Origin of the sequence: Paraburkholderia ferrariae NBRC 106233, from assembly GCF_000685035.1 — a bacterium.
GTDB classification, from domain to species: domain Bacteria; phylum Pseudomonadota; class Gammaproteobacteria; order Burkholderiales; family Burkholderiaceae; genus Paraburkholderia; species Paraburkholderia ferrariae.
The window spans coordinates 94,913-121,041 of record NZ_BAYB01000027.1 but is presented as its reverse complement, the minus strand read 5'-3'; the positions used below and the strand labels follow the sequence as shown (position 1 = coordinate 121,041).

The 26,129-nt window shown below is 66.8% G+C and carries 22 protein-coding genes and 1 pseudogene; 16 read left to right on the top strand and 7 right to left on the bottom strand.

The genetic code is table 11. From position 1 onward, the window contains the following. Positions 1–744 precede the first annotated feature (744 nt). Positions 745–3,975 (bottom strand): two-partner secretion domain-containing protein, encoded by a 3,231-nt coding sequence (locus BFE01S_RS45975; RefSeq protein ID WP_407668248.1) that lies wholly within the window; start codon positions 3,973–3,975, stop codon positions 745–747. A gap of 327 nt (positions 3,976–4,302) precedes the next feature. Between BFE01S_RS45975 and BFE01S_RS43400 the strand changes: the two genes are divergently transcribed. Further along, complete coding sequence (locus BFE01S_RS43400) at positions 4,303–4,821, top strand: aldo/keto reductase (protein ID WP_084170163.1); 519 nt, start codon at positions 4,303–4,305, stop codon at positions 4,819–4,821. 91 nt (positions 4,822–4,912) lie between these two features. Here the strand turns inward: BFE01S_RS43400 and BFE01S_RS25905 are convergent, their stop codons facing one another. After that, complete coding sequence (locus BFE01S_RS25905; RefSeq protein WP_028228009.1) at positions 4,913–5,260, bottom strand: BON domain-containing protein; 348 nt, start codon at positions 5,258–5,260, stop codon at positions 4,913–4,915. 328 nt (positions 5,261–5,588) lie between these two features. Here BFE01S_RS25905 and BFE01S_RS25900 point away from each other — a divergent pair, with 328 nt between their 5' ends. Together BFE01S_RS25900 and BFE01S_RS25895 are read left to right on the top strand one after the other, a co-directional pair. Beyond that, positions 5,589–7,082, top strand: coding sequence for an RNA polymerase factor sigma-54 (locus tag BFE01S_RS25900; protein WP_028228008.1), 1,494 nt, complete (start codon positions 5,589–5,591; stop codon positions 7,080–7,082). Between the two features lie 167 nt (positions 7,083–7,249). Then, the gene (locus tag BFE01S_RS25895) at positions 7,250–7,900 is read left to right on the top strand and encodes a TetR/AcrR family transcriptional regulator (protein WP_245621197.1); all 651 of its coding nucleotides are present in this window, start codon (positions 7,250–7,252) and stop codon (positions 7,898–7,900) included. Between the two features lie 18 nt (positions 7,901–7,918). Here the strand turns inward: BFE01S_RS25895 and BFE01S_RS25890 are convergent, their stop codons facing one another. Next, positions 7,919–8,731 carry a DUF72 domain-containing protein gene (locus BFE01S_RS25890; protein ID WP_028228006.1) on the bottom strand — a complete coding sequence of 271 codons (813 nt, stop codon included), beginning with the start codon at positions 8,729–8,731 and terminating at the stop codon, positions 7,919–7,921. 184 nt (positions 8,732–8,915) lie between these two features. Here BFE01S_RS25890 and BFE01S_RS40210 point away from each other — a divergent pair, with 184 nt between their 5' ends. The 8 genes and pseudogenes from BFE01S_RS40210 to BFE01S_RS25855 all read left to right on the top strand — a co-directional run bounded on the left by BFE01S_RS40210 (position 8,916) and on the right by BFE01S_RS25855 (position 15,283). Then, positions 8,916–9,332: a transposase gene (locus BFE01S_RS40210; protein ID WP_084170162.1), complete on the top strand. Its 417-nt coding sequence runs from the start codon at positions 8,916–8,918 to the stop codon at positions 9,330–9,332. A gap of 234 nt (positions 9,333–9,566) precedes the next feature. Then, positions 9,567–10,532, top strand: coding sequence for a hypothetical protein (locus BFE01S_RS25880; RefSeq protein ID WP_028228005.1), 966 nt, complete (start codon positions 9,567–9,569; stop codon positions 10,530–10,532). 120 nt (positions 10,533–10,652) lie between these two features. Further along, positions 10,653–11,639 carry a zinc-dependent alcohol dehydrogenase family protein gene (locus BFE01S_RS25875; RefSeq protein ID WP_028228004.1) on the top strand — a complete coding sequence of 329 codons (987 nt, stop codon included), beginning with the start codon at positions 10,653–10,655 and terminating at the stop codon, positions 11,637–11,639. Between the two features lie 280 nt (positions 11,640–11,919). Then, positions 11,920–12,381 (top strand): universal stress protein, encoded by a 462-nt coding sequence (locus BFE01S_RS25870; RefSeq protein ID WP_028228003.1) that lies wholly within the window; start codon positions 11,920–11,922, stop codon positions 12,379–12,381. Between the two features lie 356 nt (positions 12,382–12,737). Continuing rightward, positions 12,738–13,283 carry a hypothetical protein gene (locus BFE01S_RS25865; RefSeq protein WP_028228002.1) on the top strand — a complete coding sequence of 182 codons (546 nt, stop codon included), beginning with the start codon at positions 12,738–12,740 and terminating at the stop codon, positions 13,281–13,283. Beyond that, positions 13,273–13,359, top strand: a pseudogene (locus tag BFE01S_RS44575) (beta-ketoacyl-ACP reductase); the annotation flags it as partial. The gene BFE01S_RS25865 and the pseudogene BFE01S_RS44575, both read left to right, overlap by 11 nt. 331 nt (positions 13,360–13,690) lie before the next feature. Beyond that, a complete protein-coding gene (locus tag BFE01S_RS25860) occupies positions 13,691–13,894 on the top strand; it encodes a hypothetical protein (RefSeq protein WP_028228001.1) in 204 nt (67 codons plus the stop codon). 408 nt (positions 13,895–14,302) lie between these two features. Next, entirely contained in the window at positions 14,303–15,283 is a 981-nt protein-coding gene (locus BFE01S_RS25855) for a hypothetical protein (RefSeq protein WP_028228000.1), read from the top strand. 81 nt (positions 15,284–15,364) lie between these two features. Here BFE01S_RS25855 and BFE01S_RS25850 read toward each other — a convergent pair whose 3' ends face one another. Beyond that, entirely contained in the window at positions 15,365–16,105 is a 741-nt protein-coding gene (locus BFE01S_RS25850) for an SH3 domain-containing protein (RefSeq protein ID WP_028227999.1), read from the bottom strand. Between the two features lie 275 nt (positions 16,106–16,380). Between BFE01S_RS25850 and BFE01S_RS25845 the strand changes: the two genes are divergently transcribed. Beyond that, positions 16,381–17,703 (top strand): TIGR00366 family protein, encoded by a 1,323-nt coding sequence (locus tag BFE01S_RS25845; protein ID WP_028227998.1) that lies wholly within the window; start codon positions 16,381–16,383, stop codon positions 17,701–17,703. Positions 17,704–17,735: 32 nt separating this feature from the next. On the opposite strand, the gene BFE01S_RS25840 is transcribed toward BFE01S_RS25845, so the two are convergent. Together BFE01S_RS25840 and BFE01S_RS40205 are read right to left on the bottom strand one after the other, a co-directional pair. Beyond that, complete coding sequence (locus BFE01S_RS25840) at positions 17,736–18,104, bottom strand: DUF488 domain-containing protein (RefSeq protein ID WP_028227997.1); 369 nt, start codon at positions 18,102–18,104, stop codon at positions 17,736–17,738. Then, positions 18,101–18,742 carry a uracil-DNA glycosylase family protein gene (locus BFE01S_RS40205; RefSeq protein ID WP_063834445.1) on the bottom strand — a complete coding sequence of 214 codons (642 nt, stop codon included), beginning with the start codon at positions 18,740–18,742 and terminating at the stop codon, positions 18,101–18,103. The genes BFE01S_RS25840 and BFE01S_RS40205 overlap by 4 nt, the downstream gene beginning before the upstream one ends. Positions 18,743–19,010: 268 nt before the next feature. Between BFE01S_RS40205 and BFE01S_RS25830 the strand changes: the two genes are divergently transcribed. From BFE01S_RS25830 to dld, 4 genes are all read left to right on the top strand, one after another. Next, positions 19,011–20,528, top strand: a complete 1,518-nt coding sequence (locus tag BFE01S_RS25830) for a GntP family permease (RefSeq protein WP_028227996.1) — start codon at positions 19,011–19,013, stop codon at positions 20,526–20,528. A gap of 247 nt (positions 20,529–20,775) precedes the next feature. After that, positions 20,776–22,320, top strand: coding sequence for a hopanoid C-3 methylase HpnR (gene hpnR, locus BFE01S_RS25825; RefSeq protein ID WP_028227995.1), 1,545 nt, complete (start codon positions 20,776–20,778; stop codon positions 22,318–22,320). A gap of 82 nt (positions 22,321–22,402) precedes the next feature. Continuing rightward, the gene (locus BFE01S_RS25820) at positions 22,403–23,302 is read left to right on the top strand and encodes a LysR family transcriptional regulator (protein WP_028227994.1); all 900 of its coding nucleotides are present in this window, start codon (positions 22,403–22,405) and stop codon (positions 23,300–23,302) included. A gap of 143 nt (positions 23,303–23,445) precedes the next feature. Continuing rightward, entirely contained in the window at positions 23,446–25,194 is a 1,749-nt protein-coding gene (dld, locus tag BFE01S_RS25815) for a D-lactate dehydrogenase (protein ID WP_028227993.1), read from the top strand. Positions 25,195–25,257: 63 nt separating this feature from the next. On the opposite strand, the gene BFE01S_RS25810 is transcribed toward dld, so the two are convergent. Beyond that, positions 25,258–26,022, bottom strand: coding sequence for a DUF4410 domain-containing protein (locus BFE01S_RS25810; protein ID WP_028227992.1), 765 nt, complete (start codon positions 26,020–26,022; stop codon positions 25,258–25,260). Positions 26,023–26,129 lie beyond the last annotated feature (107 nt).

The following is a 26,129-nucleotide window of genomic DNA, read 5'->3' as shown; positions in this document are numbered from 1 at the left end:
CTGTCATGTTCCACTGCGGATAGTCCACGCTGACGTAGTACCCGAGATCGGTAATTGAAATACCTGCCGTCCACAACGTCAACGTCGAGCCGGTCGTCGTAACGGGCGTACCCGCCTGGGTCTGGACGCCCGTACGGTCGTTATTGAGCGTCGTCGCGGCGGCGTCGATATTGCCTGCCGCCTCGATCGTCGACCCGCTGTTCGTAATCGTGCCGGTCTGGTCCGCGAGCAACCCCGTCGAGTCGCGCGCATTGTCGCGCGCGAGTTCCATGTTCCCGCCGCTATAGATGAGCGCGCCGTCTGCGTTCGTCAGCGAATTGACCGCATAGATACCGACGAACGTCGCCCCGGCGATCAGCGCCTGCGCGCCGTCGTTGGTGACATCGCCCGCATTGACGACGACGTTGTTGCCGATCAGCGCGCCGGTATTTTCGAGCGTCGAACTCTTCGTCGTGACGTTGTCGCCCTCGATGACGCCCGCGTTGTTGATATCGTTCGTCGCGTTGACGGTCGTCGTTGCCGAATTCATGTCGGCGTTTGCGCCGTTGACGACGTTACCGGCATTGACGGTCAGTGCATTGCCCGCCTCAAGCGGCGCATTGTTCGTCAGTGTCCCCGGCAACGTGAACGTCAGGTTGTTGTCGGCGTGAAACGACGAGGTGCCGTCGTTGGTATAGTCGCCCGGCAGCGTCACCGAGAGGTCACGACCCGCCGTCATTGAGCCGCCGCCCGAGAGCGAGCCGCTCATGCCGATGTCGCGGTTTGCATTGACCGCGCCCCCCGCGTTGGACATGGACGCGACCTGAAGCGAGACGTCCTGACCGCCCTCGATTTTCCCGTTATCGTTGACCAGCGCGACGCCTGCCTGATTGAGGTTGGCGCCGTACCGCCATACGCGAGACCGTTCGTGTTGTCGACCTGGTTCGTGACGTTGAGGTTCGCCGCGCCTCCGGCGACGAGCTGCGCGTTCGCATTGTTCTCAAGCGTCTGCGCGTCGACCTCGACGTCGCCGTTACCACCCATGACACCGCCGGTATTCCTGACCTCCGTCGCGGCGGAAACCGTGGTCTGCCCCGATCCCGAATTCGTCAGGACTCCAGAGGTATTGTCGACGCTCGAAGCGGTTACCGCGAGCGTGCCCGCCGCGCCGTTCGCGGAAATCACGCCGTTCGCGTTCCCGACCGCGCCGCCGGCCGTGATGGCGACATTGCCGCCAGATTGTGCGGAGCCGTCCGCGTTGTTGAAATCGCCTTGTATCGTCGCGGTCAGGCCAGTCTTGCCGTAGAGCTGGCCGCCGTTCGCGTTGACGATACCGTTCGTCGTGCTAATGTTTGTGCTCTGCTGCGCAGAAAGCGCGCCGCCGGTATCGTCGAGGCTCGCCGATTGAGAGGTCAGCGCGCCATTCGTTGCAATCTGGCCCGCGACGTTCGAGAGCGCACCCGGCGTACTCATAACGAGCGCACCGGTCCCGGCGTGATTGACGTTGCCCCCGTCGTTGTCGATACGGGTCCCGCCGAGCGTCAGGTTCGTCGCGTTCGAGGCAACCGTACCGCCCGCATTTTCGAATGCACCGCCCGCGCTGATCGTCTGGTCCGTCGTGCCCGATTGCTGGATCGTCCCGCCGTTGTTGTTCAGGTCGCCTGGCGTCGACACGGCGACGGTCGCACCGGCGATCTGGCCGCCGTTGCTATTGTCGATGGATGAACCGGAAACCGAGGTCGTTGCGCCGTCAAGCGTACCGCCTTCGTTGTTCACCGCGCCGCTCGTCTGCGCGTTGAGCGCACCGCCCGAGAGGACCGAGCCCGCGTGATTGTCGAGGGTCGTATTCTTGAGCGTCGCATTGCCGACGGCCAGAATTTTGCCCTGATTTGCGAGGCTCGCGGCGGTTTCGTTGAGCGCGCCGTTCGTGCCGATTGAGCCGTTTGCGTTCGAAATCGCGTTCGTGGCCGCGACGTCGAGGGTACCCGTACCCGCGTGCTGAATCTTGCCGTTGTCGTTCGCGATGTTCGCGCCGGTAACAGTCAAATTCTGCGCGTTCGTTGCGATGGTGCCGCCGGTATCGTCAAGCATACCGCCCGCGCTAATCGTCTGGTCGGCGGTCCCCGACTGCTGGATCGTCCCGTTACGGTTGAGAAGATCGCCAGGTGTCGAAACGCTGACCTGCGACCCGTCGATCTGACCCGAGGCGTTGTCTATCGAGGCCCCGGAGACCGAGACGTCGGTCGCGGAGAACTGGCCGCCGACGTTCGAGAGCGCGCCGCTCGCCAGGGCCGAGAGCGTTCCGCCAGCGCTCGCCGAGCCGCCGTCGTTGCTGATGGTCTGCGCGGTGAGCGCAGCGTTACCGAGCGCCGAAACCTGGCCCGCGTTCGAGATCGAGCCCGCCGAAAGTCCGACGTTCCCGTTGCCGCCAATGACACCGCCCGCGCCATTGACGAGCGCGCCGCTCGCGTTGACGGTCAGCCCGTCGGCGTTGAGCGAGAGAATCTTGCCCGCAGTATTGTCGACGGAACCGGCCCCGATGGTCTCTTGCCCGGCGGCCTGGAGAATGCCCTGCTGGTTGTCGAGCGCGCCCGCCGTCTGGACGTTCAGGGTCGTCCCCGCGACGGCCTGACCGCCCGCGTTGGTGATCTGTGCGCCCGAGAGTTGCATCGCCGCGCCGCTGCCGAGCTTCGCGTTACTCGAATCGAACGTACCGGCGGCGTTCGCCGTCAAGGTGGTACCTGCCGTCGCGTTCGCGCCCGAGAGGCCGAGATTGCCGCCGGTCGCGGTAAGGGCGAGTGCATTGCCCGCCGAGAGCTGCGCGCCCGAGAGGTCAAGCGTCACGCCATAGAGCGTCACGGTCCCCGGGGCGACAGTCTGCCCCGTCGCCGAGAGCAACCCCGCCGACGTAACCGAGAGATTACCGCTGGTGCCGAGCGTACTGTCCGCGTTGATACCCGCGCCGAGGAGCCCGGTAGAGGCCACGCTGCCCGCAATTATCGCCGTATCTTGTAGTGAGGCAACGGTCCCGCTATTCGTTAGCAAACCTGACGAATTGATCGTGCTATTGTGTTCGCCGTAGATAGTCCCCGAGTTCGAGACACCTGCCGCGTTGATGCTGACGTTTCCATTCGCGGTCATCTTGCCCGACTGCACAAGCTGGCCCGCGGCCGTTAGCGTCAAATCTCCCGCCTGGGCCGCGATCGTCCCGGCATTCGCGACCCCCACGCCGTTCTCGTTGCCCACCAGGATGATGCGGTTCGCGTACATGCCGCCGAGCTGCGAGACGTCGATAGAGACTCCCGGAGCCGCGCCACTACCCGCTATGGGCGTCGGATCGAGGCTCGCGTAGTCGATGCTGTTCGAACCGGTTACGACGTGCAACGTATTGCCGTAAATGGCCGCGTTAGCCTGCACTGCGCGCGACAGGAGGTCCACCTCGTCGATATTCGAGGCGTTCAGGCCTGCGCCCTGAACAGTAATGGAGCCCTGGGTGACGTTAAAACCGGTGAGATTACCGCTCCCGTCGATAACCGGATTGCCCGTCGTTAAAATACCTTTCGACGTATTGATAAAGCCGCCGCCGTCTACCACAAGTCCGGAGGAATTTGCAATCACGACGGCGGCAGTTTTTGCACCTGCGACCTCGACGTAACCTCGAAGTAGGGAGGGATTGTTACTATTGACCTGATTGACGATAATCTTCGCGGCGTTATTCGGCCCGAAATTCGGATTGCCACTGATCTGCCCCGCGAGTTGACTGTTCGTTATGACGGGCGAGTTGTTCAATACCGTACCGCCCGATCCCACGTCGAATTGTGAATACGTGTTAAGCGATACGCCAGCCCCGGACGGCTTGGTGATATTTACCTGCGGGAGTCCGTTCGCCGTATTAATGACGTTTGGCGCGTGCGCGCCGGACGGTACGATCTGCGCCTCGGAGAGTGCAGGAACCAGCCCGAAAAGCGCGAGCGCGGCAAATACCACGTGGCGCATGGCGAAAAGCGTAATCGGCTGGAACGCGGACGACGGCCCGGTTTCTCCGTGGCCTGATTTTCTCTGAGCGATGGCCGTTTCGGAAACGGCGACCAGCATACCCCTGAGCTTGTTAAAAACAAGCCGGTAACAACGGTTATTCATTGCTTGTACACGTAATGCAGAGTGAAGCCCCGCGCGACGCGGAGCGTTTTCCAATTGTTTTGCGACGACATACGGCCATAGCGGCAGATTGGGAGCCGCTATGCGATTTTTTAAGCGTTTGGTGGGCGAGACTACCAGATCGATTCTCAAATCACCATCGGACAAATCTGAACTTATGTATATCTGACGATATTTGATGATTTACGCCACACATTTAATGCGTGCTGGATTATTTCCCCGTATCCCCGTTATCAAGAGTCTTCTGTATTTGAGGTAAATCGGGATCGGGCGGCGCATCGTTACGTCGCTCAAAACGGACGACGTCCACGATACAAACCGCCAGACCCGGCCCGGCAACCGCCGCACGACCTTCGACTTCCCGCCGGTGAACCGCGAGGAACCGCGCGCGCGTGGGACCGCATCGATGCGATGCGCGCGATTGCGGAGAAAAAGGGTGTGTCGGTCGCGCAGATCGCGCTGGCGTGGCTGCTGCATCAGGACGTGGCGACGTCGGTGATCATCGGCGCGAAACGGGCCGATCAACTCGACGACAACGTGGCGGCTACGCGGGTGAAGCTCTCGGAGGAGGAACTGGCGGTGCTCGACGACGCGAGCCGCCTGGCCGCCGAATATCCGGGCGGGATGCTGGCGCGCCAGGGCGACCGGCGGCGCGAGCCGTTGCCCGATTCGAGCCGCGGGTGATTGCGGCCCATTTGCGCGACGATTTGCGTGCCGCGGTAGTTGACCAGGGCGGGCGAGGTTCGCCCGCCCTGGAGTCGAACCTCAAGCAGCGTTATTCGGCCACGACCTTCAGGTGATTCTTCACCGAGGTCACGCCCGAGACGTTCTCCGCGACCTGCTTCGCGTTGTCGCGATCCTCGGCGGTCGGCACCGTACCGGTGAGCGACACGATGCCCTTGCGCGTCTTCACGTGAATGTGCGTGGACTTCACGTTGTTCGCGGAGAGCAGATCGGCCTTGACCTTGGTCGTGATGGTTGCGTCGTCAACGTGCTGGCCCACGGTTTCGGAACTGGCCGCCGGAGCGGTCGAGCCGTTCGTGTCGGTCTGCGCCGTAGCGGCGAGGGCGAAGGTCATGCAGGCAATACCGGCCGCGGTCTTGAGAGTCAGGATGCGCTTCATGGTGGCTTCTCCTTTTCTGGTTGTGTCGATGCTGCGGTCTCGCAAGTGCTGTGCCGCAGTGCGCAAGACGTCGGCGATCGCAGCGGCGAGGGGCGTAGCCGGGGCGGCGAAACGCGCGCTGGCAAGCCTTGCGAGTCCGCACGGCGAGTGAAGAAGAGCCGCGCATATTTTCCGGACGATTGTAAAAACGCCCGTGCCGAAGCCGTGGCCACCGGTCTCGCCGCGCGCCGAGCAAGCGCCGATCCTGTTTCAAAACAGTGAGTTGTAAAAACTGGCATGAGTGTTGCGTGATGGCACCCACATTCCTATCTCTCGAACAGGACCCGCCATGCCTTCCATTGCGTTACACGCGCGCCAGCAAATTGCCCTGACGCCGCGCCTGCAGCAGGCGGTGCGCCTCCTGCAGCTATCGTCGCTGGAGTTCCAGCAGGAGCTACGCGAAGCACTCGATACCAATCCGTTCCTCGAATACGCGTCGCCCGCCTCGGAAAACGGCGAGGGCGCCGAAGCGGCCGAGGGCGAGGCGGCGGGCATCGGCTCGGTGGCCGCGAATGCCTCGACCGAATCGCTTGCCGAACCCGCCGGCGCGAGCATGGGCGACAGCGCCATGGACGATGGCGCGATGACGTCCGAACCGGCGGCCTACACCGCCGACATGCCTGCCTCCGGGTCGCTGCGCGCTTCGAGCTATCGCGGCACCGACGACGGCGAATCGGAAGCCGCCGACTGGGTGCGCGTGCCGATGTCGTTGCGCGAGCAACTGCACGAAACGCTGCGCCTTTCGCCGCTCGACGACCGCGACCGCGCCGCTGCCCAGGTGGTGATCGAAGCCCTCGACGACGACGGTTATCTGCGCCAGGAGCTTGCCGACCTCGCCGATGTCGAGGGCATGGACGGGATGCTCGACGAAGACCGGCTGCGCATAGCGCTGCGCGTGGTCCAGACGCTCGATCGGCCCGGCATTGGCGCGCGCTCGCTCTCCGAGTGTCTCGCGCTACAGCTCGAGGCCATGCCGGAGGACACGCCGCACCGCGATCTCGCGCATCAGATCGTCATGCAGCATCTCGAACGGCTGGCGCGCCGCGAGAACGGCGAACTGCAACGGCAACTGGGCTGCGACGCGGCTTCGCTGCAGAGCGCCTGTGCGCTCGTGCGCCGGCTCGATCCGAAGCCCGGCAACCACTATGGCCGCGCGGACGGCGGCTACGTCGTGCCCGACGTGATCGTGCGCCAGGTGCGCGGCAAGTGGGTGGTGAGCGTGAATCCGGCCATCGAACCGCGCGCGCGCATCCACCAGCTCTATGCGGAAATGTTCGCGCGCTCGGGGGAGACGAGCCGCTCGCCGCTCGCGCAGCAGTTGCAGGAAGCGCGCTGGCTGATCCGCAACGCGCACAAGCGCTGCGAGACCATCCTGCGCGTGGGCGAGTGCATCGTCGCGCGCCAGAAGGCGTTCTTTCAGTACGGCGAAATTGCGCTGCGGCCGATGCTGCTGCGCGATGTGGCCGAAGAACTCGGCCTGCACGAATCCACGGTTTCGCGTGCGACCGGCAACAAGTACATGGCCACGCCGCGCGGCATCTTCGAGTTCAAGCGCTTCTTCCCGCGCGAGCTGGAGACGCGCACGGGCGGCACCTGCTCGGCGGCGGCGGTGCGCGCGCTCATCAAGGAGATGATCGACGCGGAGAACCCGCGCGATCCGCTCTCGGACGTGGTGCTCACGCAAGAACTCGAAAAGCAGGGCGTGCAGGTGGCACGCCGCACGGTCACGAAGTATCGCCAGATGATGAAGCTGCCCGCGGCGGAGATGCGCCGGCAGATCTGAGCATGGTTGAATGCGCCGGGCGCGCGCGAGCCTGCGCGCGGTGGTCTTGAAGGGTTGCACGGGATAGCCAGGCCGGATGCCGGTGTAGAATACGAGCGATTGCTCATATCCTTGCCGGCATTCAAGGGCACGACCCAAGGCCACAACCCCAAGCCACGACCGCGACCATGACCACGACCATGACCACGACGAAACGCAGTCCGCGCCGCCAGGCGATTCCGCTCGACGCGCGCAAGCAACCCACGCAGCGCCGCGCGGCGGCCACCGTCGAGGCGATTCTCGAAGCGGCCGCCCGCATCCTCGAAACGTCCGGGCTGCCCGGCTATACGACGAACGCGGTCGCCGAACGCGCCGGGGTGAGCGTCGGTTCCCTCTACCAGTACTTTCCGAATCGCGACGCGCTGACGGCCGCGCTCATCGAGCGCGAGAGCGTGTCGCTCTTGGAGGACATCGAAGCGGCGGTCGGGGCGCCGACCTGCGAGGCCGGCCTGCTCGCCATGGTGCACGCGGCGGTGATCTACCAGATGCGCCGCCCGGCGCTCGCCCGCGTGCTCGATTTCGAGGAGCGCCGCCTGCCGCTCGACGAACGCGACGCGCGCGTGGGCGAACGCGTTCATGCGGCGGTGCTCCGCGCGCTGGGGCTTGCCGATGCGCCTCAACTGGACGACCGCGAAACCGCTGCGCACGATGTGTTCGCCATGGTTCACGGCATGGTCGATGCCGCCGGCGAGCGTGGCGAAACCGATGCCGACGCGCTGGAAGCGCGCGTCAGGCGCGCGGTGATCGGCTATCTGTGGCGCACCGAGCAGCGGCGCTAAAAGCGCGGCGCGGCGCCGTTACGAAGCGTTCAGCCGCTCGGTCAGCGCCATCGCGGCGGCGGGGTTGCGCGTCTTGTAGCCGCTGATCACATACAGGAAGACATCGCGGCCCGCCTTGGCGGCGAGCGGCTTGCCGAACGTCGCCAGATCGCCGGGCGTGCCGCCGCCGGCCCAGATGCGCGCGCGCTCGGCCCATTGGTCGAGCTCTCCTGCGGAATAACCGAGCGGCTCGTTTTCGCGGGTTCCCATGATGCGCGCGTAGACGAACGGCGCGCTGGCATCGGCGATCTGGGTGTAGTCCGAATCGCCGGACACCACGATTGCCGCCGCGTGATGGCGCGCCAGCTCGACGAATTCCGGGGCGCAGAAGCTCGCGTCGCGCACCTCCAGTGCGTGCCGCAAGGGCACGCCTTCCGCTTCGGTGGGCAGCAGTTCCAGAAAGCGCGCGTAATCCTCGGGATCGAACCGTTTGCCCGGCGTGAGCTGCCAGTTGATCGGGCCGAGCTTTGCGCCGAGCCGCAGCACGCCTCCCGTGAGAAACCGCTCGATCGTCGGACCGGCTTCGGCCAGCACGCGCCGGTTCATCGCGAAGCGCGGCGCTTTCACGGCGAACACGAAATCGTCGGGGGTTTCGTCGCGCCAGCGGGCAAAGCTCTCGGGCCGCTGGGCGCCGTAGTAGGTGCTGTTGATCTCGATGGTCGTGAGGTGACGGCTCGCATATTCGAGTTCGCGCCGCTGGGCGAGGCCGTCGGGATAGAACGCGCCGCGCCAGTCCGGATAGATCCAGCCGCCGATGCCGACGCGAATGCGGGAAACGGGGAAGGGCTTCATCGGAGTGCGCCCCTGGGAACGGGAAAGCGGCAGTGTAGCGCGCCGGCGCGGGCGGCGCCGGACGGAAGTCCGGGGTAGGGGCGCATGGGGAGGCTTGGGCGCCGGGGGCCGTTTTTAGTCCTTGTCTGATATTTTTGCTGCGGCCTGCACGGTACTTTGGGAGGGTGAAGCCAGAGAGAGTGCCATGAGTCATCAAATTTCCTTTCGCCCCAGCCCGACCTTGACCGACGAGCAGTGGCGCAGCGTCGAATCGCTGTTTCGCGCGGGGCGTCCTGGCGTCCCTCTCCGTGGCCGGCCTGCGCACAGCCCGCGCGCCGTGTTCGGCGCCATACACTGGGTGCTGTGGACCGGCTCGGCCTGGTCCGGGTTGCCCGACCAGTATCCCGATTTCCGCACCTGCCACCGGCGCTTCAAGGGCTGGTTCGAGGCCGGTCTCGTCCAGCAGGCCATGGCGATCCTCTACGGCGCCGAAGGGGGCGCGCTGTGCGCTGCCATGAGCGCACGCATGCAGGCCTGGCGGGCGCCGGCCGGTCGGAAGCCGCGTTTTCCGGTCGCTTCCACGCTGCGCTGGCCCGTGGTGCGGCCCATCGTCGTGCGCTGATACCGGGGGGGGGGGCGGATGGTGGTGGCGCCGGCCCGGCGCGCGGCCTTGCAAACCGGGCTTGCAACGGCGCATCCGCGCTGACGCTTCCGTCTGTCGTCTGTCGTCCGTCGCTCCTCGTCCATTTCCTGCCGCGTCCGGGGATTTCCCCGGGCGCGGCAACGTGCGCTTTTTGTCCTGCTGGCTCCCGTGCGCGATACTGTCGAGTTTGACGCACGGACAACCAGACAGGACATGGCGCATTTCGACGTATTCAACGGCGACGCAGATGGCATTTGCGCGCTGCATCAGCTTCGTCTCGCGCGCCCGCTCGAGGCGACGCTCGTCACCGGCGTGAAGCGCGACACGGCGCTTGTCGCGCGCGTTCCCGCCCAGCCCGGCGACACGCTGACGGTGCTCGACATCTCGTTCGATTCCAATCGCGACGCGCTCGTGAAACTGCTCGACCGGGGCGTGCGGGTCGAATACTTCGACCATCACTATGCCGGCGACCTGCCGCAGACCGTCAATCTCATCGCCCATATCGACACGACTTCGGAGGTCTGCACGAGCGTGCTGGTCGACCGCCATCTGCAGGGCCGCTACCGCGCCTGGGCGATTGCGGCCGCATGGGGCGACAATCTGAGCGGCACCGCCGCTGCCCTCGCGCGGCAGGCGGGTCTGGACGAGGCGCAGTCCACGCAACTGCGCGAACTGGGCGAGTCGATCAACTACAACGCCTATGGCGACGAGGTGTCGGATCTGCTGATTGCCCCGCAGGCGCTCTACGAGACGCTCAAACCCTACGCCAACCCCTTCGACTTCATCGCCGCCGAGCCGCTCGTTCAGCGGCTCGGCGAATGCCGCCGCGAGGATCTCGCGCTTGCCCAGGCGGTGACGCCGCTGATCGCGCTCCAGTACGGCAGCGTGGTCGTGCTGCCCGATGCGCCCTGGGCGCGGCGCGTGCGGGGCGTGTTCGGCAACGCGCTCGCCAACGAGGAACCCACGCGCGCGCACGCCGTGCTGACCGAGAACGCGGACGGCAGCTACGCGGTGAGCGTGCGCGCGCCGCTCGCGAGCCCGCGCGGCGCGGACGAGCTTTGCCGCGCTTTCCCGGGCGGCAACGGCCGGGTGGGCGCGGCAGGAATCAACTGCCTCGCGTCCGACCGGCTGGACACGTTCGTGACCGCATTCGCCCGCGTGTTCGGCCGGGGCCACTGACACAGCGGACGGCACGCAGGACGCGGTGCGCGCGGCGACCGCGTAACATGGTCGATATCACGGCCCATAGGGGCGCCGCGCCCACTTTCGGGCACGGTGCGCCGCACCAGGAGCCAGGCCATGCGAGCAATGCTGTTCGACGGCACGAGTCCGTTGTTGCGCGAAGTCGATCTGCCCGACCCCGAGCCGGGCGAGGGCGAAATGCTCCTCGACGTGCATGCGTGCGGCGTATGCCGCACCGATCTTCATGTTGTCGACGGCGATCTTCGGCATCCGAAGAAACCGGTCATTCCGGGGCATGAGATCGTCGGGACGGTGGCGGCGCTCGGGCGCGGGGTCACGGGTTTCGCGCGCGGCGACCGCGTGGGCGTGCCGTGGCTCGGCCATACCTGCGGCCACTGCCGCTACTGCCTGCGCGGCCGCGAAAACCTGTGCGACGCGCCCGGCTTCACCGGCTACACGCTCGACGGCGGCTACGCGCAGCGCACGGTCGCCGACGCCCGCTATTGCTTCCATCTGCCGCGCCAGTACAGCGACGTCGCCGCGGCGCCGCTACTCTGCGCCGGCCTGATCGGCTACCGCACGCTCGTCATGGCGGGCGATGCCGAGCGCATCGGCATCTACGGCTTCGGCGCGGCGGCGCATATCGTGGCGCAGATCGCGCGGCATCAGGGCCGTATCGTGTATGCCTTCACCCGTCCCGGCGATGCCGCGGCGCAGCAGTTCGCGCGGCGTCTGGGGGCGGTATGGGCGGGCGGCAGCGACGAAACCCCGCCCGATGCGCTCGACGCCGCGCTGCTGTTCGCGCCGGTCGGCGCACTCGTGCCCGCTGCGCTGCGCGCGGTGACGAAGGGCGGCAAGGTGGTGTGCGGCGGCATCCACATGAGCGACATTCCGGCGTTCCCCTACGCGTGGCTGTGGGAAGAGCGCAGCATCGTCTCCGTGGCGAACCTCACGCGCGACGACGGCGCCGCGTTCATGGCGATCGCCGCCCGGCACACGCTCGAAATCGATACCACACCCTATCCACTCGCTCGCGCGAACGAAGCGCTCGCCGATCTGCGCGAGGGCCGCCTCACGGGCGCCGCGGTGCTGACGATGCGCTGAGCGCGTTCGGGGCGATGGAGCGCGATGGGGTGCGATGGGGCGCAGGCCGTGCATCGGCACTTTGTGGCAACGTGCCGCACTGACGGTCTGCCGCATCCGCACCCCAATACAGGGGGATAGTGAGACAGTAGTCTCATGGCGCGACGCTTTTGCGGTTCGCGCTTTCTGCAACGGCTGGCTGGCCGTCGCGCGCGGCGTCCTGCATGTGTGCGGACGAATGCTGGCGCACGAGGGCCGCCGCGCATCATGGGCGTCGCCCGGGGAGGTAACGATGTTAACGATGTACAAGCAGATTCTGGTGGCGATCGACGGCAGCCGCAGCGGCCGCCGCGCGCTCGACGAGGCCGTGAAGATCGCAAAGGCGACCGGCGCCCACGTGGAGGCGCTGTGCGTCGTGCAGCATCCGGCCCGGCTCGTGGACATCAGCTCGGGATTCGCCGAAGAGCAGACCCGCCATTCCGCGGAGATCGACGCCGCAACCGCCGCGCTCGAGGAAGCGAGGACGGTGTTCGCGCAAGCGGGCGTGGACGGCGGCACGCGCGCTGCCGATTCGAACGGCGAGGAAATCGCCGCGGTGATCTACCGGATCGCCGCGGAAGAGGAGGTCGATCTCGTCGTAATGGGCACGCGTGGCCTCTCCGGCATGAAAAGGCTGCTGCTGGGCAGCGTGGCGGAGTCGTACCTGCGCGCGGCCGACCGGCCGGTGATGCTCGTGCGCAGCGAGGATGCGGCGGCCGAGTGAGGCGCGGCGCCCGGCGTTTCGCTCTTGCGTATTTCGTGAAGCGTTTTGTGAAGGATCCGGCGCGGGCCGGCCTTTCGGGGAGGCGGCCGCGCCCGCCCGTATCGCGATAGATGACCTGGATCAGCGCCTGGCTGTACACCCGTCACGCGATAGCCAATCTTCCTGCCTATGATGATTAAGGGAGCCGGCTGCCTTCGGCGTGCCGCGCTCCCGGTCATCACCACTGCGCTGCCGCATTCGCGGCTTGCAGGCCACCTTCATCCGCTGCGCATCGTCGCGACTGCCGCCCCCCTTAACGGCCGGGCGGCCGGCAGCGCGCCGGGCGACGCCGTCTTGAGATCGAGAGGATCCTGAACATGGCTACCGTTTCCAATCCGTCATTCGATGCGTACCGCCTCAACGCTTCGGCAGCGATCAAGCTGTTCGCGCAGGGCGAGCAGTGGCGTGAACAGGTCCTGGAACTGCAGCAGCGGCGCCTTGCCCGCGATCGCGCTGCGCTCGAAGGCACGCTGGAGACGCTGCGCGACGCGCGCGACTGGAGCGATTTTTCGACGGCCAGCCAGTCGGTGCTGCGCGACTACTTCAGCGCGAGCGCCGCGCTCTGGCAGGCGGGCGTCACCGCCGCCATGCAAGGCGCGGGCGCCTGGGCCGACACGGCACGCGATCTCACGCAGGAGTGGCACGATTCGCTGTCGGGGCTTCAGCCCGGCACCAATACGCCGTCCGCGCTGCCCATGCGCGAATGGATGGCCGCGTTCGAGCGCGCCGTGGGGCGTGCTTATGGGGGCGGCGACGGTGTCAGCGGCGGGGCATCGAGTCAGGCGCCCAGCGGGGAGAGCGGCACCCCGGGTACCACGGACGAGGCGCTCGGCCATGAGCACGGAGAACACCATGGCCGCTAGGCGCGTGGCGTTCGTGACGGGCGGCATGGGCGGGCTGGGAGAAGCGATCAGCCGGCGCCTGTGCGACGCGGGCATGACCGGATATTGCGATAAATGGCGGCATGCACATGCAGTAAGCCCGTTGCCTGGCGCGGTCAAGCTGGCAGGTTTGTCATTTTGTTTGCGCCGCTGAAAAGTCAGGAATCCGATTGATATAAGAAATGTAGGGAAAATCCCGAATCATCGCCTCGCGCACCTTGAAGCTTTTAAGGGCACATGCGCGCGTAACGCGGAGAAACACGGCTGTAGCAAAACTGTACGTTTGCGCGGCTATGCTGTTTGGCACGGGGATTTCTGAACAGCAACCATCTTGCATGGGACCGGAGCAGGGGCACGAGCCCTGGTTTCCGGTTGACAGGAGAGATTCAATGCTCAGTCATCACGAACTTGCGGCACTTTTATTGATCCGCGATGCCAGCGCGCCGATTCAGGCGATCGATTCCGATTTTCTCGCCTTGCAGCGGTATCAACTCGTCGAAATGGATTCGCTGGAGGGCGATCCGGCACTGCGGCTCACTTCCCGGGGGCAGGCGTTGCTCAAGCGACTCACGCTGGGCGACGAGGGCGGATAACGGCGCAGCAGGAAAGGCCGAAGGTCATTTATCCCAGACGCTGCGCCCGTTACAACCGTGTAACGAAACCCGGCATGGCCCGCGCCAAGGGCGCAAATCCTGTCAAAAAGTGCCGCATGAAAGTGCGGCATTTTTTTCAATTCATGTCATTAAGGATTGCTTATCGATGGCGTGGCGGCTGCCAATCGCCGTATTGGCGGGACATTGCGCGGGACGGACGTGCCGCCTGTCTGTAACGCCACGTAAACGTCCAGCCAGAGCGCCTGACACGCCTTCACGCTAAGCTGTTCCAGCTCGATTACGAGACTATTTTTTGCGATTCCCGGCAGATAGACCGCCGGGGTATCTGCTATTGCAGGTCGCGGCCAGGCGGCGCGCCGCGCCTCTATCGAGAGGCTTCGAAAAACGATGAAGGGAAACTGGACATTGGCCCTCGCCGCCGCGGCGTTTTCGGTGGGCTCGGGCTCGTTGCGCGCGCAGGAATTCACGCTTTACGGTGGCGGACTGAAGAGCGGCACCCACCACACCTATTCGTGGCAAATGGATTACACGGAGGGGTTCGGCGAGTACTTCGCGGGCAGCATCTCGTGGCTCAATGAAGGTCACATTCCTGATCATCACCGCGACGGCCAGACGATTCAGGCCTGGGCGCGCCTGCCGCTCGCCCAGCGGCGCATCGTGCTGGCGCTCGGCGTGGGGCCCTACCGGTACTTCGACACGGAGGCCGCGGCGCAGGGCCTCGGCTACTCGAACACGCACGGCTGGGGTGTCGCGTATAGCGCACGAGCGACCTGGTATGCGTCGGACCGTTTGACCGCGAACCTGCAGGTGAACCGCGTGGTGGTGGACAGCGGTCCCTCGACAACCGCGGTGCTGCTCGGCATCGGCTATCAACTCGATGCGCCGGATTCGCCCGGCCCGCGCGACTGGGCGTTGCCGCGCACGCACGACGTGACCCACAACGAAATCACGCTGATGGCGGGCGAGACGATACTCAACAGCCTGCAGTCGCAGACTTCGGCGGCGGAGTCGATCGAATATCGCCGCGGGCTCTGGCATTTCGTCGATGCGACGATCGGCTATCTCCACGAGGGCAACGGCGTGAGCGCGCGGCGCGATGGCGGGACGGCGCAGCTATGGCTCACGCGCGCATTCCTCGACGACAAACTCACGCTTGGTTTCGGCGCGGGTCTGTACGCGGCTATTCACCACGGCAAGGATGGGGAGGATCGCCCGACGGGCGACGGGATACTTTCGGGCCTCGTGTCGGTCTCGGCGTCCTGGCGCTTCACGCGGCACTGGGCTGCGCGCGTGACGTGGAACCGCGTGGTGACGCGCTACAGCCGCGACACCGACGTGATCCTGGGCGGTATCGGCTATCGCTTCTAGGGCGCGCGCTTCAGATCGTTTTCGATGACGGCCAGTGCGTCCCGTCCGCATGGGACGCACTGGTGGCGTACATCGAGGCGGTCAGCCTCCGCCCGGCGGACGCGGACCGCCGCCGCCCCCTCCGCCACCCTGGCCACCGCCGCCGGGCGGCCTTCCACCGCCGCCGCCCCCACCGCCACCCGGCGGCCGGCCTCCGTGACTGCCGCCCGGTGGTCGCCCACCGCCCGGCCCCGGTTGGGCGGTGGGCGGCCGTCCGCCCGGACCGGCATTAGGCGGCGGCCGCCCGCCAGAACCCGCGCCCGGTCCTCCACCCGGCGGCCGCCCGCCGTTGTGCCCATGGCCGCCGCCGGGCGGCGGCTTGCCGCCATGCCCCGGCGGCCTCGGTCCGGGCCGCGGCGGCGGAGCGGGTCTGGGCGGCGGGTGCCGCATCCAGTGCGACTGGTTGCCGTACCAGGGCCGGTCGCGATAGTAGCTGCCCCAGTACGCGCCGATCGAGAACGTGACAACCGGCAGGCCGATCCGTGCGCCGTAGGCGAGGAGCGGCACGCTGCTGCCCTGGTACGGGTAGGTCAGGTAGCCGCCGTACACCCAGCCGCGCAGCCCCGGCATGCTGACATCGCACCAGCTATAGCCCGCCACGCAGCCCATCACCGCGAGCGAGACGCCGCCCGGCACCTGCGCGACGACGGGATAGTCGCCCGCGGGCCCGGCATAGAGATTCACGGTCGTGCTGGTGAAAGCCTGGCTCTGGGCCTGGGCCGGCGGCGAAGCCGCAAGGCCCACGGCGAGGCCGGCCAGCATGGTGCCGACAAGCTTGCGCATCGTTATTTCTCCTTGTAGGGGGATGGCCGGTCGATCGTTGCGCTTTCAGTCATTACGTTAGCAGATATGCCAAAGCCGGCGCGGTTGCGCTTGTAACGGCGGATTTCGCGCAGCGCGCGTGAGACGGAAGGCGGGAGGTCGCATGGCCCTATGCGGCCCGGGTCGCAGCGCTACGCGTTTGGCCAGGTTGTGGAAGAATCGCGGCTCGCCACGCGCTGCCGACCACAAGGCGTAACCGCGCGGCCATGCAGATTCGGATAACAAGGAGTAGACAGGTGATACAGCGCATTGCAGGTTTCTTTACCGGGGTGGTGCATCGGGTGCTGCCCGATCCTCTCATTTTCGCCATCCTGCTGACGGTCGTGACCTTCGTGCTGGCGTTCGCGCTCACGCCGCAGCCGCCCGAGGCGCTTGTCATGATGTGGGGTTCGGGTTTCTGGAACCTGCTCGCGTTTGCGATGCAGATGGTGCTGATCCTCGTGACGGGCCACGCGCTCGCCAGTTCGGGGCCGGTCAAGCGCCTTCTGGTCGCGCTCGCGGGCTGCGCGCGCACGCCGGCGCAGGGCGTGATGCTGGTGGCGTTCGTCGCCGCCGTGGCGTGTGCGATCAACTGGGGCTTCGGCCTCGTGCTGGGCGCGATGTTCTCGCGCGAGGTGGCGCGGCGCGTGCGCGGCGCCGACTATCGCCTGCTCGTTGCCGCCGCCTACATGGGCTTTTTGACCTGGCACGGCGGGCTTTCGGGTTCGGTGCCGCTCGTGGCGGCTACCAGGGGCAATCCGATGGAGAAGACCGTGGGCCTCATCCCGGTCACGCAGACGATCTTCACGGGCTACAACGCGTTCATCACCATTGGCCTGATCGTCATGCTGCCTTTCCTTGCGCGTCTCATGATGCCGAAGCCCGAAGACGTGGTCTCCGTCGATCCCGCGCTGCTCGAAGACCCGCCCACCGTCGAGCGCAAGCTCGGCCCCGACGCCACGTTCGCCGAACGCATCGAAGAGAGCCGCGCGCTTTCGCTGCTCGTGGCCGCGCTGTGCGCGGTGTTCCTCGGAGTGCGCTTTCACACGAAGGGTTTCTCGCTCGACATCGACACCGTGAATCTCGTGTTCCTCGCCGCGGGCCTCGTGCTGCATAAAACGCCGATGGCTTATGCGCGCGCCGTGGCCGGTGCCGCGAAGGGCGCCTCGGGCATCATGATCCAGTTCCCGTTCTACGCGGGCATCCAGGCGTTGATGGATCACTCCGGCCTCGCGGGCGTGATTACGAAGTGGTTCGTCGATATCGCCAACGTTCACACGTTCCCGCTGCTCGTATTCCTGAGCTCCGCGCTGATCAACTTCGCGGTGCCTTCGGGCGGCGGCCACTGGGTCGTGCAGGGCCCCTTCGTGATGCCGGCCGCGCAGGCCCTGGGCGCGGACCTCGGCAAGTCGGCGATGGCGATTGCCTACGGCGAGGCCTGGACCAACATGGCGCAGCCGTTCTGGGCGCTGCCCGCGCTCGCCATCGCGGGCCTTGGCGTGCGCGACATCATGGGCTACTGCGTGACGACGCTGCTGTTCTCGGGCGTCGTCTTCATCGCGGGCATGTACCTGTTCTGATGCGCTGATGGTGTGATGGCCGCGGCGCCGCGCTAGCGGCGCTCGAGCTTCTTCAGCAGAAACGCGCGCAGCACGATCGCGTGGTTATGCTCCACGTCGCGCGAGCCATAGAGCAGGGCGACCGGACCCTTCGCGCAGGCCCCGGCCAGCGGCTGCCACGCGGCAGGGTTCGCGTCGAGTTCGGCGACGTAGCGTTGCGCGAACGCGTCCCATTGCGTCGGGTCCTTGTGATACCACTGGCGCAGCGCGGTGCTCGGCGCCACGTCCTTGAGCCATTGCACGTGCGCGAGCGCCTCCTTGCGGATGCCGCGCGGCCAGAGCCGGTCGACGAGAAAGCACGCATGACTGGCCGTGGGCGGCGGATCGTACACGCGCTGCAGGTCGATGGTGGGCGGGCTCATCGTGGCGTCTCTCCTTTCTTCCGGATGTTCGGTTGTGCCGGCGCTTGCGCCAGCGCCGCCGCAACGCGCTCTTGCAGCGCGGGCAGCACGTCCCGCCCGAACCACGCGTGGCGCTTGAGCCAGGGCTGGTTGCGCGGCGACGGATGCGGCAGCGGCAAGAAGTCGGGCAGGTAGTCGCGCGCGTGCTCGACGGTTTCCGTGAGCGAGGCCCGGCGCCGCGCGCCGAGAAAAGCGCGCTGCGCATACTGGCCGACCAGCAGCGTGAGCCGCACCTCGGGCAACTGGGCAAGCAGACGCGCGTGCCAGAGCGGTGCGCATTCGGGCCGCGGCGGGTTGTCGCCATCGGCGGCGCGGCCGGGATAGCAGAAGCCCATCGGCACGAGGGCGACCTGCGCGGCGTCGTAGAAGGTGTCGCGGTCGATGCCGGTCCACGCGCGCAGCCGCTCGCCGCTCGCATCGTCCCACGGCACGCCTGATGCATGGACCTTCGCGCCGGGCGCCTGGCCGACGATCAAGAGGCGCGCATGCGCGTGCGCCTGAACCACGGGCCGCGGGCCGAGCGGCAGGGCCTCGGCGCAGACGCGGCAGGCGCGGATTTCCTTGAGCAGACGGGGCAGCGTGGGCGTGGCGGGCACGATGGAAGGCGGTGGCCAAGGCGGTGCAATCGATGAGCGCGAGTCTATCAAACCTGCCACGCGTGCCTTGCGCGCGGCCGCGGCTTCGCACCCGACCGTGGCGCTTCTTTCTTTTCCGGTAATCTCGCCGGTGCCGCGCCTCGCCCGCGCGCCTGCACGGAGCCGCCATGTTCACCGGAACAGAGACGATTTCCCAACCGATTCGCATCGATATCCACGTCGATTGCAGATTGCAGCCGGAGCGCGCCACGCCGGCACGCGGGGCGCGGCCATGAGCGCGGGCACGCTCGCGCTCGGCCTTGCGGGCATGCTCGCGAGCCTCGGCCTGCTTATCTGGCTCGCGTATCGCGGCTGGAGCGTGCTTTTGCTCGCGCCGCTCGCCGCCATGCTTGCGGCGCTCATTTCGGGCCAGCCGGTGCTCGCGCACTGGACCCAGACTTTCATGGGGAGCACGGGCCGTTTCCTCGCGCAGTTCTTTCCGCTCTTCCTGCTCGGCTCGCTGTTCGGCAAGCTCATGGAAGACAGCGGCTCCGTGGACGCCGTCGCGCAGTTCATGATCGACCGCCTCGGCACGCGCCACGCGCTGGCCGCGGTCGTGCTGGGCGGTGCGCTCGTCACCTATGGCGGCGTGAGCCTCTTTGTCGCGTTCTTCGTGCTCGCACCGATGGCCGAAGCGCTGTTTCGCTCCGCCAACCTGCCGCGCCGCCTCATGCCGGCGACGATCATGCTCGGCACGGCGACCTTCACGATGTCGGCGTTGCCCGGCACGCCCGCGCTGCAAAACGCCATCCCGATGCCGTTCTTCGGCACCACGCCGTTTGCAGCGCCCGGCCTTGGCGTGATCGCGAGCGTGGTGATGGCCGGCTTCGGGCTCTGGTGGCTGGGCCGGGCGGCCGCCGCGGCAAGGCGCGGCGGCGAAGGCTTCGTCGAGCCGGCGGGCAGGGCGGCCGGGCACGCGGGCGAAGCCGAGGCGGCGGGCGGCAAATCGGCGCTCGTGCGCGAACGGGCGAGCGTCGCGCAGACCTTCGATCCCGCCGAGATCGACAGCGGCGCGCCCTTCGCCAGCGGCGCGCCGGGCCACGCGGGGCCGCCTTCCGCATGGGTGGCGCTCGCGCCGCTCGCCGTGGTGGTGGCGATGAACTTCGTAATGAACGTGGTGGTCTTTCCGCGCATCGACGCCGCCTATCTGGCCGAGCCGCGCTGGGGCGCCACCTCGCTTTCGGCCGTGGCCGGCGTGTGGGGCGTGAGCGTGGCGCTTGCCTGCGGCATTGCCGTGCTCGTCGCGCTCAACCGGCGGCGGCTGCCCGCGCTGCGCGAGAGCGTGGATGCGGGCGCCAACGCTTCGGTGCTGCCGGTGCTGAGCGTGGGCAGCCTCGTGGGCTATGGCGCCGTGATCGCCGCGCTGCCCGCATTCGAGGCGGTGCGCGACTGGGTGCTCGGCATCGGCGGGGGGCCGCTCGTTTCGCTTGCGGTGGCCACCAACCTGCTGGCCGGGCTCACGGGATCGGCCTCGGGCGGACTCACCATCGCGCTCGATGCGCTCGGCGGCACCTACATGCAGATCGCCGCCCAGCACCATATCGCGCCGGACTTGCTGCACCGCGTCGCGGTGATGTCGTCGGGCACGCTCGACAGTCTCCCGCACAACGGCGCCGTGGTCACGCTGCTGGCCGTCTGCGGCTCGACGCACCGCGAGAGCTACCGCGATCTCGTGGTGGTGAGCATCGTCGGCGCGGTGCTGGCGCTGGCCGTCGTGATCGTGCTCGGTTCGCTGTTCGGCAGCTTTTGAGGCGAACTCCTGAGGCCCGGTTTCGCGGTTCGGTTCCGAGCCTCGATCCGAAGCCTCTTCGCCAGTTTCTGCTGCATTGCGCAGGCGATTGCTCTTGCGTTGCCCGGGCGCCGCCCCGCGAACGCGCATAAACTCCCATACAGCAGCTCCCACGAAGCAGCAGTATCGAGGGGCGGGCGCGCTTTGTGCTCCGTCACTCGGGCCACCCGTCCGCGAGCCCTTCCGGCGCGCATCACAAGGAGGCTTCATGAGATTGCTCGCTGTCCACCCGAGCGGCCTGATGTACACGCGCGTGTTCCTGCGTCTCGAGCCGCTGGGGCTCGAATCCGTCGCGGGCGCGGCGCGCGACGCCGGCCACGAGGTGCGCCTGCTCGATCTGCAGGTCGAAACCCACGCCGACCTCATGCGCATGGTGCGCGCTTTCCGCCCGGATGCGCTGTGCTTCTCCGGCAACTACCTCGCGAATATCCCCGAAATCATCGATCTGTCGAAGGCCGTCAAGGCGGCGCTGCCCTCGTGCTTCGTGTTCGTGGGCGGCCATAGCGTGTCCTTCACGGCCGGCGATCTGCTGCGCCACGCCGAGGGCGCAATCGACTGCGTGCTGCGCGGCGAAGGCGAGGCCTCGATTGCCGAACTGCTCGATACGGTGGCGAGCGGCGGCGACCTGTGCGCCGTGCCCGGGGTGCTGACGCGTGACGGATCGGGACCGCCGCCGCGTTTCGTCGAACGGCTCGACACCGTGCATCCCGCCCGCGACCTGCTGCACCACCGCCGCAAATACTTCATCGGCACGCTGGACCCGTGCGCTTCCATCGAGTTCGCGCGCGGCTGCCCGTGGGACTGCACGTTCTGCAGCGCCTGGACCTTCTACGGGCGCAGCTATCGCACGCGCAGCCCCGAGGTCGTGGTGGAGGAACTGGCGGCGCTGCGCGAGCCGGGCGTCTTCATCGTCGACGATGTGGCGTTCGTGCATGCCGAGCACGGCATGGCGATCGCCGATGCGATCCGGCAGCGCGGCATCAAGAAGCGCTACTACCTGGAGACGCGCGGCGACGTGCTCCTGCGCAACAAGGACGTGTTTCGCGCGTGGCAGTCGCTCGGGCTCAAGTACATGTTTCTCGGCCTCGAAGCCATCGACGAGGCGGGGCTCAAGGCGTTCCGCAAGCGCATCAGCCTCGACCGCAATTTCGAGGCGCTGGAATTTGCGCGTTCGCTGGGCATCACGGTTGCGATCAATCTGATTGCCGATCCCGACTGGGACCGCGAGCGCTTCGAGACGATTCGTCAGTGGTGCCTGGAAATTCCGGAGATCGTGAACATCAGCGTGAACACGCCTTATCCGGGCACCGAGAACTGGCAAAACGAAGCGCGCCACCTGACGAGCCTCGACTACCGGCTCTACGACATCCAGCACGCCGTGGTGCCCACGAAGCTGCCGCTGCCGGAGTTCTACGCGGAGCTCGTGCGCACGCAGCAGGTGCTCAACCGCAAGCATCTGGGCTGGACCGCGCTGCGCGGCGCGGCGGGACAGGCAACGCGCCTGCTCGTGCGCGGGCAGACGAACTTTGTGCGGATGCTGTGGCGCTTCAATTCGGTGTTCGACCCGCGCCTGCAACTGGCCGATCACGAGCGCGAAGTGCGCTACGAGATGACGCCGCCGCCCGCCACGAACGGGCCGCCGCAGATCGATATGAAGGCTGTCTATATCCACGGGCCGATGGGCCGCAAGGGCCGCAAGATCGACGACGCCACCGAGAAGTTCGTGGACGAGACGCGCATGGGCACTGGCTGAACCTCGCGGCCGGAGCGTGCCGGGCTCGACGCCGGCGCGAATCCGGTCCACTATGGCGCGTTCGCATCCAGACGAAAACGCTATGGAATTTCGCCAGCTACGCTACTTTCTTGCGGTCGCGGAGCACCTGCACTTCAGCGCCGCCGCCGAAACGCTGGGCATCGCGCAGCCGCCGCTGTCCCAGCAGATTCTGAAGCTCGAACGCGAGATGGGCACGAAGCTCTTCATCCGGCACTCGCGCCATGTCGAGCTGACCGAAGCGGGGCGGCTCTTTCGCGAACGCGCGCAGCGCATTCTGGAGGAGGCCGGCCTCGCGCTCGCCGAGGCGCAGAACGCCGGGCGCGGCGAGACCGGGCGGCTCAATCTCGGCTTCGCGGGCTCCACGGTGTTTCATCCCCTCGTGGCCACCGTGTTGCAGCGCTACCGCAGCGCGTATCCGGGCGTGGCCATCGGCTGCGAGGAAAGCAATAGTTCGGTGCTGCTCGAACGGGTGAGCGAGGCGCGCGTGGACGCGGCCTTCGTGCGTCTGCCGCTCGATTGCCGCGGGCTCGAGACCGAAGCGCTCGCCCAGGAAGAGGTGCTCGCCGTGTTGCCCCCGCGTCATCGCCTCGCACGCCGGCGCAGCCTCGATCTCGCGGAACTGGCCGGCGAGCCGCTCATTCTGTTTCCGCGCCCGATCGGGCCGGACCTCTACGACTCGATCATCAGCGCGTGCCACGCGGCGGGGTTCCAGCCGGTGATCGGCATGGAGTCGCCGCAGATCTCCTCGACGGTCAACATGGCCGCCGCCGGCTTCGGCGTGGCGCTGATTCCTTCGTCGATGCGGCAGATCCAGGCCAAAGGCGTGACGTATCACGGGCTCAAGGGCGGCACATTGCATACGACCATCGCGCTCGTGTACCGCCCGCGCGAGCGCGCGCCGACCGTGCGCAACTTCGTGCGGGTCCTGCGCGAGATCGCACGCCAGACGTCGCGCGGCTGACGATCCAGAGCTTTTTCGTCTTGATCGCGTGTGGGCGCGATATTGGACCTGGTGGCGAGGGCGGCCTATGCTTTCGCCTGGCCGCCCGGAGCCGTGGTCGACACACAGTCCGGCGCCATTCGTCCCATGAAGGAGCCGCTTGCATGTCCACCGTCCCGCACCGTTCCCCGCCGTCTGCACACGTCGCTCACGGCGCACGAGAGGCCCTCGTCGAATCGCTGCGAAACGCGGTGGGCCGCAAATACGTGCTGACCGGCGACGAGGCCACGCGGCGTTACCGTACCGGGTTTCGCTTCGGCCAGGGCCGGGTGGCGGCGGTGGCGCGGCCCGGTTCCCTCGTCGAGCAGTGGAAAGTGCTCGAAGCGTGTCTTGCGGCCAACGCGATTGTGATTTCGCAGGCGTCGAACACGGGCCTGACCGGCGGCTCGACGCCCGACGGCGACGACTACGACCGCGACATCGTGATCGTCAGCATGTCGCGCATGCGCAAGGTCTACGTGATCGAGGGCGGCAAGCAGGTGGTCTGCCTGCCGGGTTCGACGCTCGATCAACTCGAACAGACGCTCAAGCCGCTCGGCCGCGAACCGCATTCGGTGATCGGCTCCTCGTGTATCGGCGCTTCGGTGGTAGGAGGCGTTTGCAACAACTCGGGCGGCGCGCTCGTGCAGCGTGGGCCCGCCTATACGGAAATGAGCGTGTTCGCGCGCGTGGACGGAGCGGGGCGCCCCGAACTCGTGAATCACCTTGGCATTCGTCTCGGCACTACGCCGGAGGAAGTGCTTGGCCGTCTCGACCGCGGCGAACTGCCGGAGGCGGACATTCAGCGCGACGCGGGCGCCGCATCGGATCACGGCTATGCCCAGCATGTGCGCGATGTCGATGCCGATACCCCCGCGCGCTACAACGCCGATCCGCTGCGCCTCCACGAAGCCTCGGGATCGGCGGGCAAGGTGATGGTCTTCGCCGTGCGTCTCGACACGTTTCCGATCGAAGCCGGCGCGAAAGTGTTCTATATCGGCACGAACGAAACGGACGAGCTCACCGAACTGCGCCGCCATATTCTCTCGGCCATGCCGGCACTGCCCATTGCGGGCGAGTATCTGCACCGGGACGCGTTCGACGTGGCCGAGCGCTACGGCAAGGACATGTTCCTGATGATCCAGTACCTGGGCACGAAACGCCTGCCGGCGCTCTTCGGCCTGAAGAGCCGCTGCGACGCGTTCTTCGACCGCCTGGGCTTCCTGCCGGCCCACTTCACGGACCGCGTGATGCAGGCGGCAAGCCGCCTGTTTCCCGATCATCTGCCCGCGCGGATGAAAGACTATCGCAACCGCTACGAGCACCATCTCATGCTGAAGGTCGGCGCCGGGATGGTGGACGAAACACGCGCCTGGCTGAAGCAATACTTTGCGGGCGCGAGCGGCGACTTTTTCGAATGCACCGACGAGGAGGGGAGCAAGGCTTTCCTGCACCGCTTCGCGGCGGCGGGCGCGGCGGTGCGTTATCGCGCCGTGCATGGCGATGAAGTGGAGGATATCGTCGCGCTCGACATCGCCCTGCGGCGCAACGACCGCGCCTGGTTCGAGCGCCTGCCCGAGGCGGTGGAACGGCCCATTGCGATCAAGCTCTACTATGGCCATTTTCTTTGCCACGTCTTCCATCAGGACTACATCGTGCGCAAGGGCAACGACTGCCTCGCGCTGGAGCACGAGATGTGGAAGCTGCTGGACGCGCGTGGCGCCGAATACCCCGCGGAACACAACGTGGGGCATCTCTACTATGCGAAACCCGCGTTGAAGGCCTTCTACGAAAGCCTCGATCCGTGCAACTGTTTCAACCCGGGCATCGGCCACACTTCGAAGTTCGCGCATTACCGCGAGACCGCCGAATAAGGCAAAACGGCGGCATCGTGCCGCCGTTTTGCTGCCACACCACGCCCGGCCAGGTCGTTCAGTTTAGCCAGCCGTGCCGACCGGCAGCCAGCCGTTCTTCTCGCTTGCCGCGGCCAGTTGCTTCGCAATCGATTTGGCGAGCCTGGCCGTATTGGACGAAACGGCGTCGTGTTTCGCTTCGGAAACGCCGTGCAATCCGCCGCTGACCGCCACCGACGTCGCGACCTGGCCCGCCACGGCACCGACGCCGGCGGTTTCGGCCACGCCGGGCATATGGCCGCTGTCGGCCTTGGCCGAGAACGTAGCGAGCGGCTGCGGCGTACCGCAGGCCGGCTGATACAGCACCGCCACCGAGGCGCCCATTTCGCTCTTGCCCGCGCCGAGGCCGATCAGAATGCGGCGGCGGCGATTGCCCGCGTCGATCTTCTCGAACTGGCCTTCGATGATCAGCGCATTGCGGCCCGCGGGGGCGGGGCCGTCCACGCGCATGGCGGGCACGCCCATCGACTGAAGCTGTTGCACGAGTGCGTCGGCGAGCTGCTCCCGGGCTGCGAGCGCGGTTTGCTGCTGCTTTTGGGCGGCCGACGTGCCATCCCCCGCCGACATGAGCTTCTTCACCATGCCGCCTTCGTCGAGCTTGACCTGGTCGGCGGCGGCGTCGAACGCGTAGACATACACGATCTCGGCCTTCACGGCGGGCATCGTGCCGGATGTCTGCACTTCGGGCATGGCCGAAGCGCAACCGGCGCTGAAGAGCGAGCCGGCGAGCACGGCGGTACCCGCGAGACGTTTTGCCTTGACGACGAGGGAGTGGAAAGAGGTGTTCATGTCGATGTCCGTTGCCTGAGTGGCCGAGTGAGTGGCCGAGTGCGTGTCCGAATGCGCGGCCTGGATGAGTGGGCGAATATACGGTGCCGATAATCGCCAGTTAATCA

Bases quoted from the DNA above. Each gene is read 5' to 3' on its own strand.
- BFE01S_RS45975 (WP_407668248.1), bottom strand. From the start codon at position 3,975: ATGCGCCACGTGGTATTTGCCGCGCTCGCGCTTTTCGGGCTGGTTCCT.
- BFE01S_RS25905 (WP_028228009.1), bottom strand. From the start codon at position 5,260: ATGAAGCGCATCCTGACTCTCAAGACCGCGGCCGGTATTGCCTGCATG.
- BFE01S_RS25900 (WP_028228008.1), top strand. From the start codon at position 5,589: ATGCCTTCCATTGCGTTACACGCGCGCCAGCAAATTGCCCTGACGCCG.
- BFE01S_RS25895 (WP_245621197.1), top strand. From the start codon at position 7,250: ATGACCACGACCATGACCACGACGAAACGCAGTCCGCGCCGCCAGGCG.
- BFE01S_RS25890 (WP_028228006.1), bottom strand. From the start codon at position 8,731: ATGAAGCCCTTCCCCGTTTCCCGCATTCGCGTCGGCATCGGCGGCTGG.
- BFE01S_RS40210 (WP_084170162.1), top strand. From the start codon at position 8,916: ATGAGTCATCAAATTTCCTTTCGCCCCAGCCCGACCTTGACCGACGAG.
- BFE01S_RS25880 (WP_028228005.1), top strand. From the start codon at position 9,567: ATGGCGCATTTCGACGTATTCAACGGCGACGCAGATGGCATTTGCGCG.
- BFE01S_RS25875 (WP_028228004.1), top strand. From the start codon at position 10,653: ATGCGAGCAATGCTGTTCGACGGCACGAGTCCGTTGTTGCGCGAAGTC.
- BFE01S_RS25870 (WP_028228003.1), top strand. From the start codon at position 11,920: ATGTACAAGCAGATTCTGGTGGCGATCGACGGCAGCCGCAGCGGCCGC.
- BFE01S_RS25865 (WP_028228002.1), top strand. From the start codon at position 12,738: ATGGCTACCGTTTCCAATCCGTCATTCGATGCGTACCGCCTCAACGCT.
- BFE01S_RS25860 (WP_028228001.1), top strand. From the start codon at position 13,691: ATGCTCAGTCATCACGAACTTGCGGCACTTTTATTGATCCGCGATGCC.
- BFE01S_RS25855 (WP_028228000.1), top strand. From the start codon at position 14,303: ATGAAGGGAAACTGGACATTGGCCCTCGCCGCCGCGGCGTTTTCGGTG.
- BFE01S_RS25850 (WP_028227999.1), bottom strand. From the start codon at position 16,105: ATGCGCAAGCTTGTCGGCACCATGCTGGCCGGCCTCGCCGTGGGCCTT.
- BFE01S_RS25840 (WP_028227997.1), bottom strand. From the start codon at position 18,104: ATGAGCCCGCCCACCATCGACCTGCAGCGCGTGTACGATCCGCCGCCC.
- BFE01S_RS25830 (WP_028227996.1), top strand. From the start codon at position 19,011: ATGAGCGCGGGCACGCTCGCGCTCGGCCTTGCGGGCATGCTCGCGAGC.
- hpnR (WP_028227995.1), top strand. From the start codon at position 20,776: ATGAGATTGCTCGCTGTCCACCCGAGCGGCCTGATGTACACGCGCGTG.
- BFE01S_RS25820 (WP_028227994.1), top strand. From the start codon at position 22,403: ATGGAATTTCGCCAGCTACGCTACTTTCTTGCGGTCGCGGAGCACCTG.
- dld (WP_028227993.1), top strand. From the start codon at position 23,446: ATGTCCACCGTCCCGCACCGTTCCCCGCCGTCTGCACACGTCGCTCAC.
- BFE01S_RS25810 (WP_028227992.1), bottom strand. From the start codon at position 26,022: ATGAACACCTCTTTCCACTCCCTCGTCGTCAAGGCAAAACGTCTCGCG.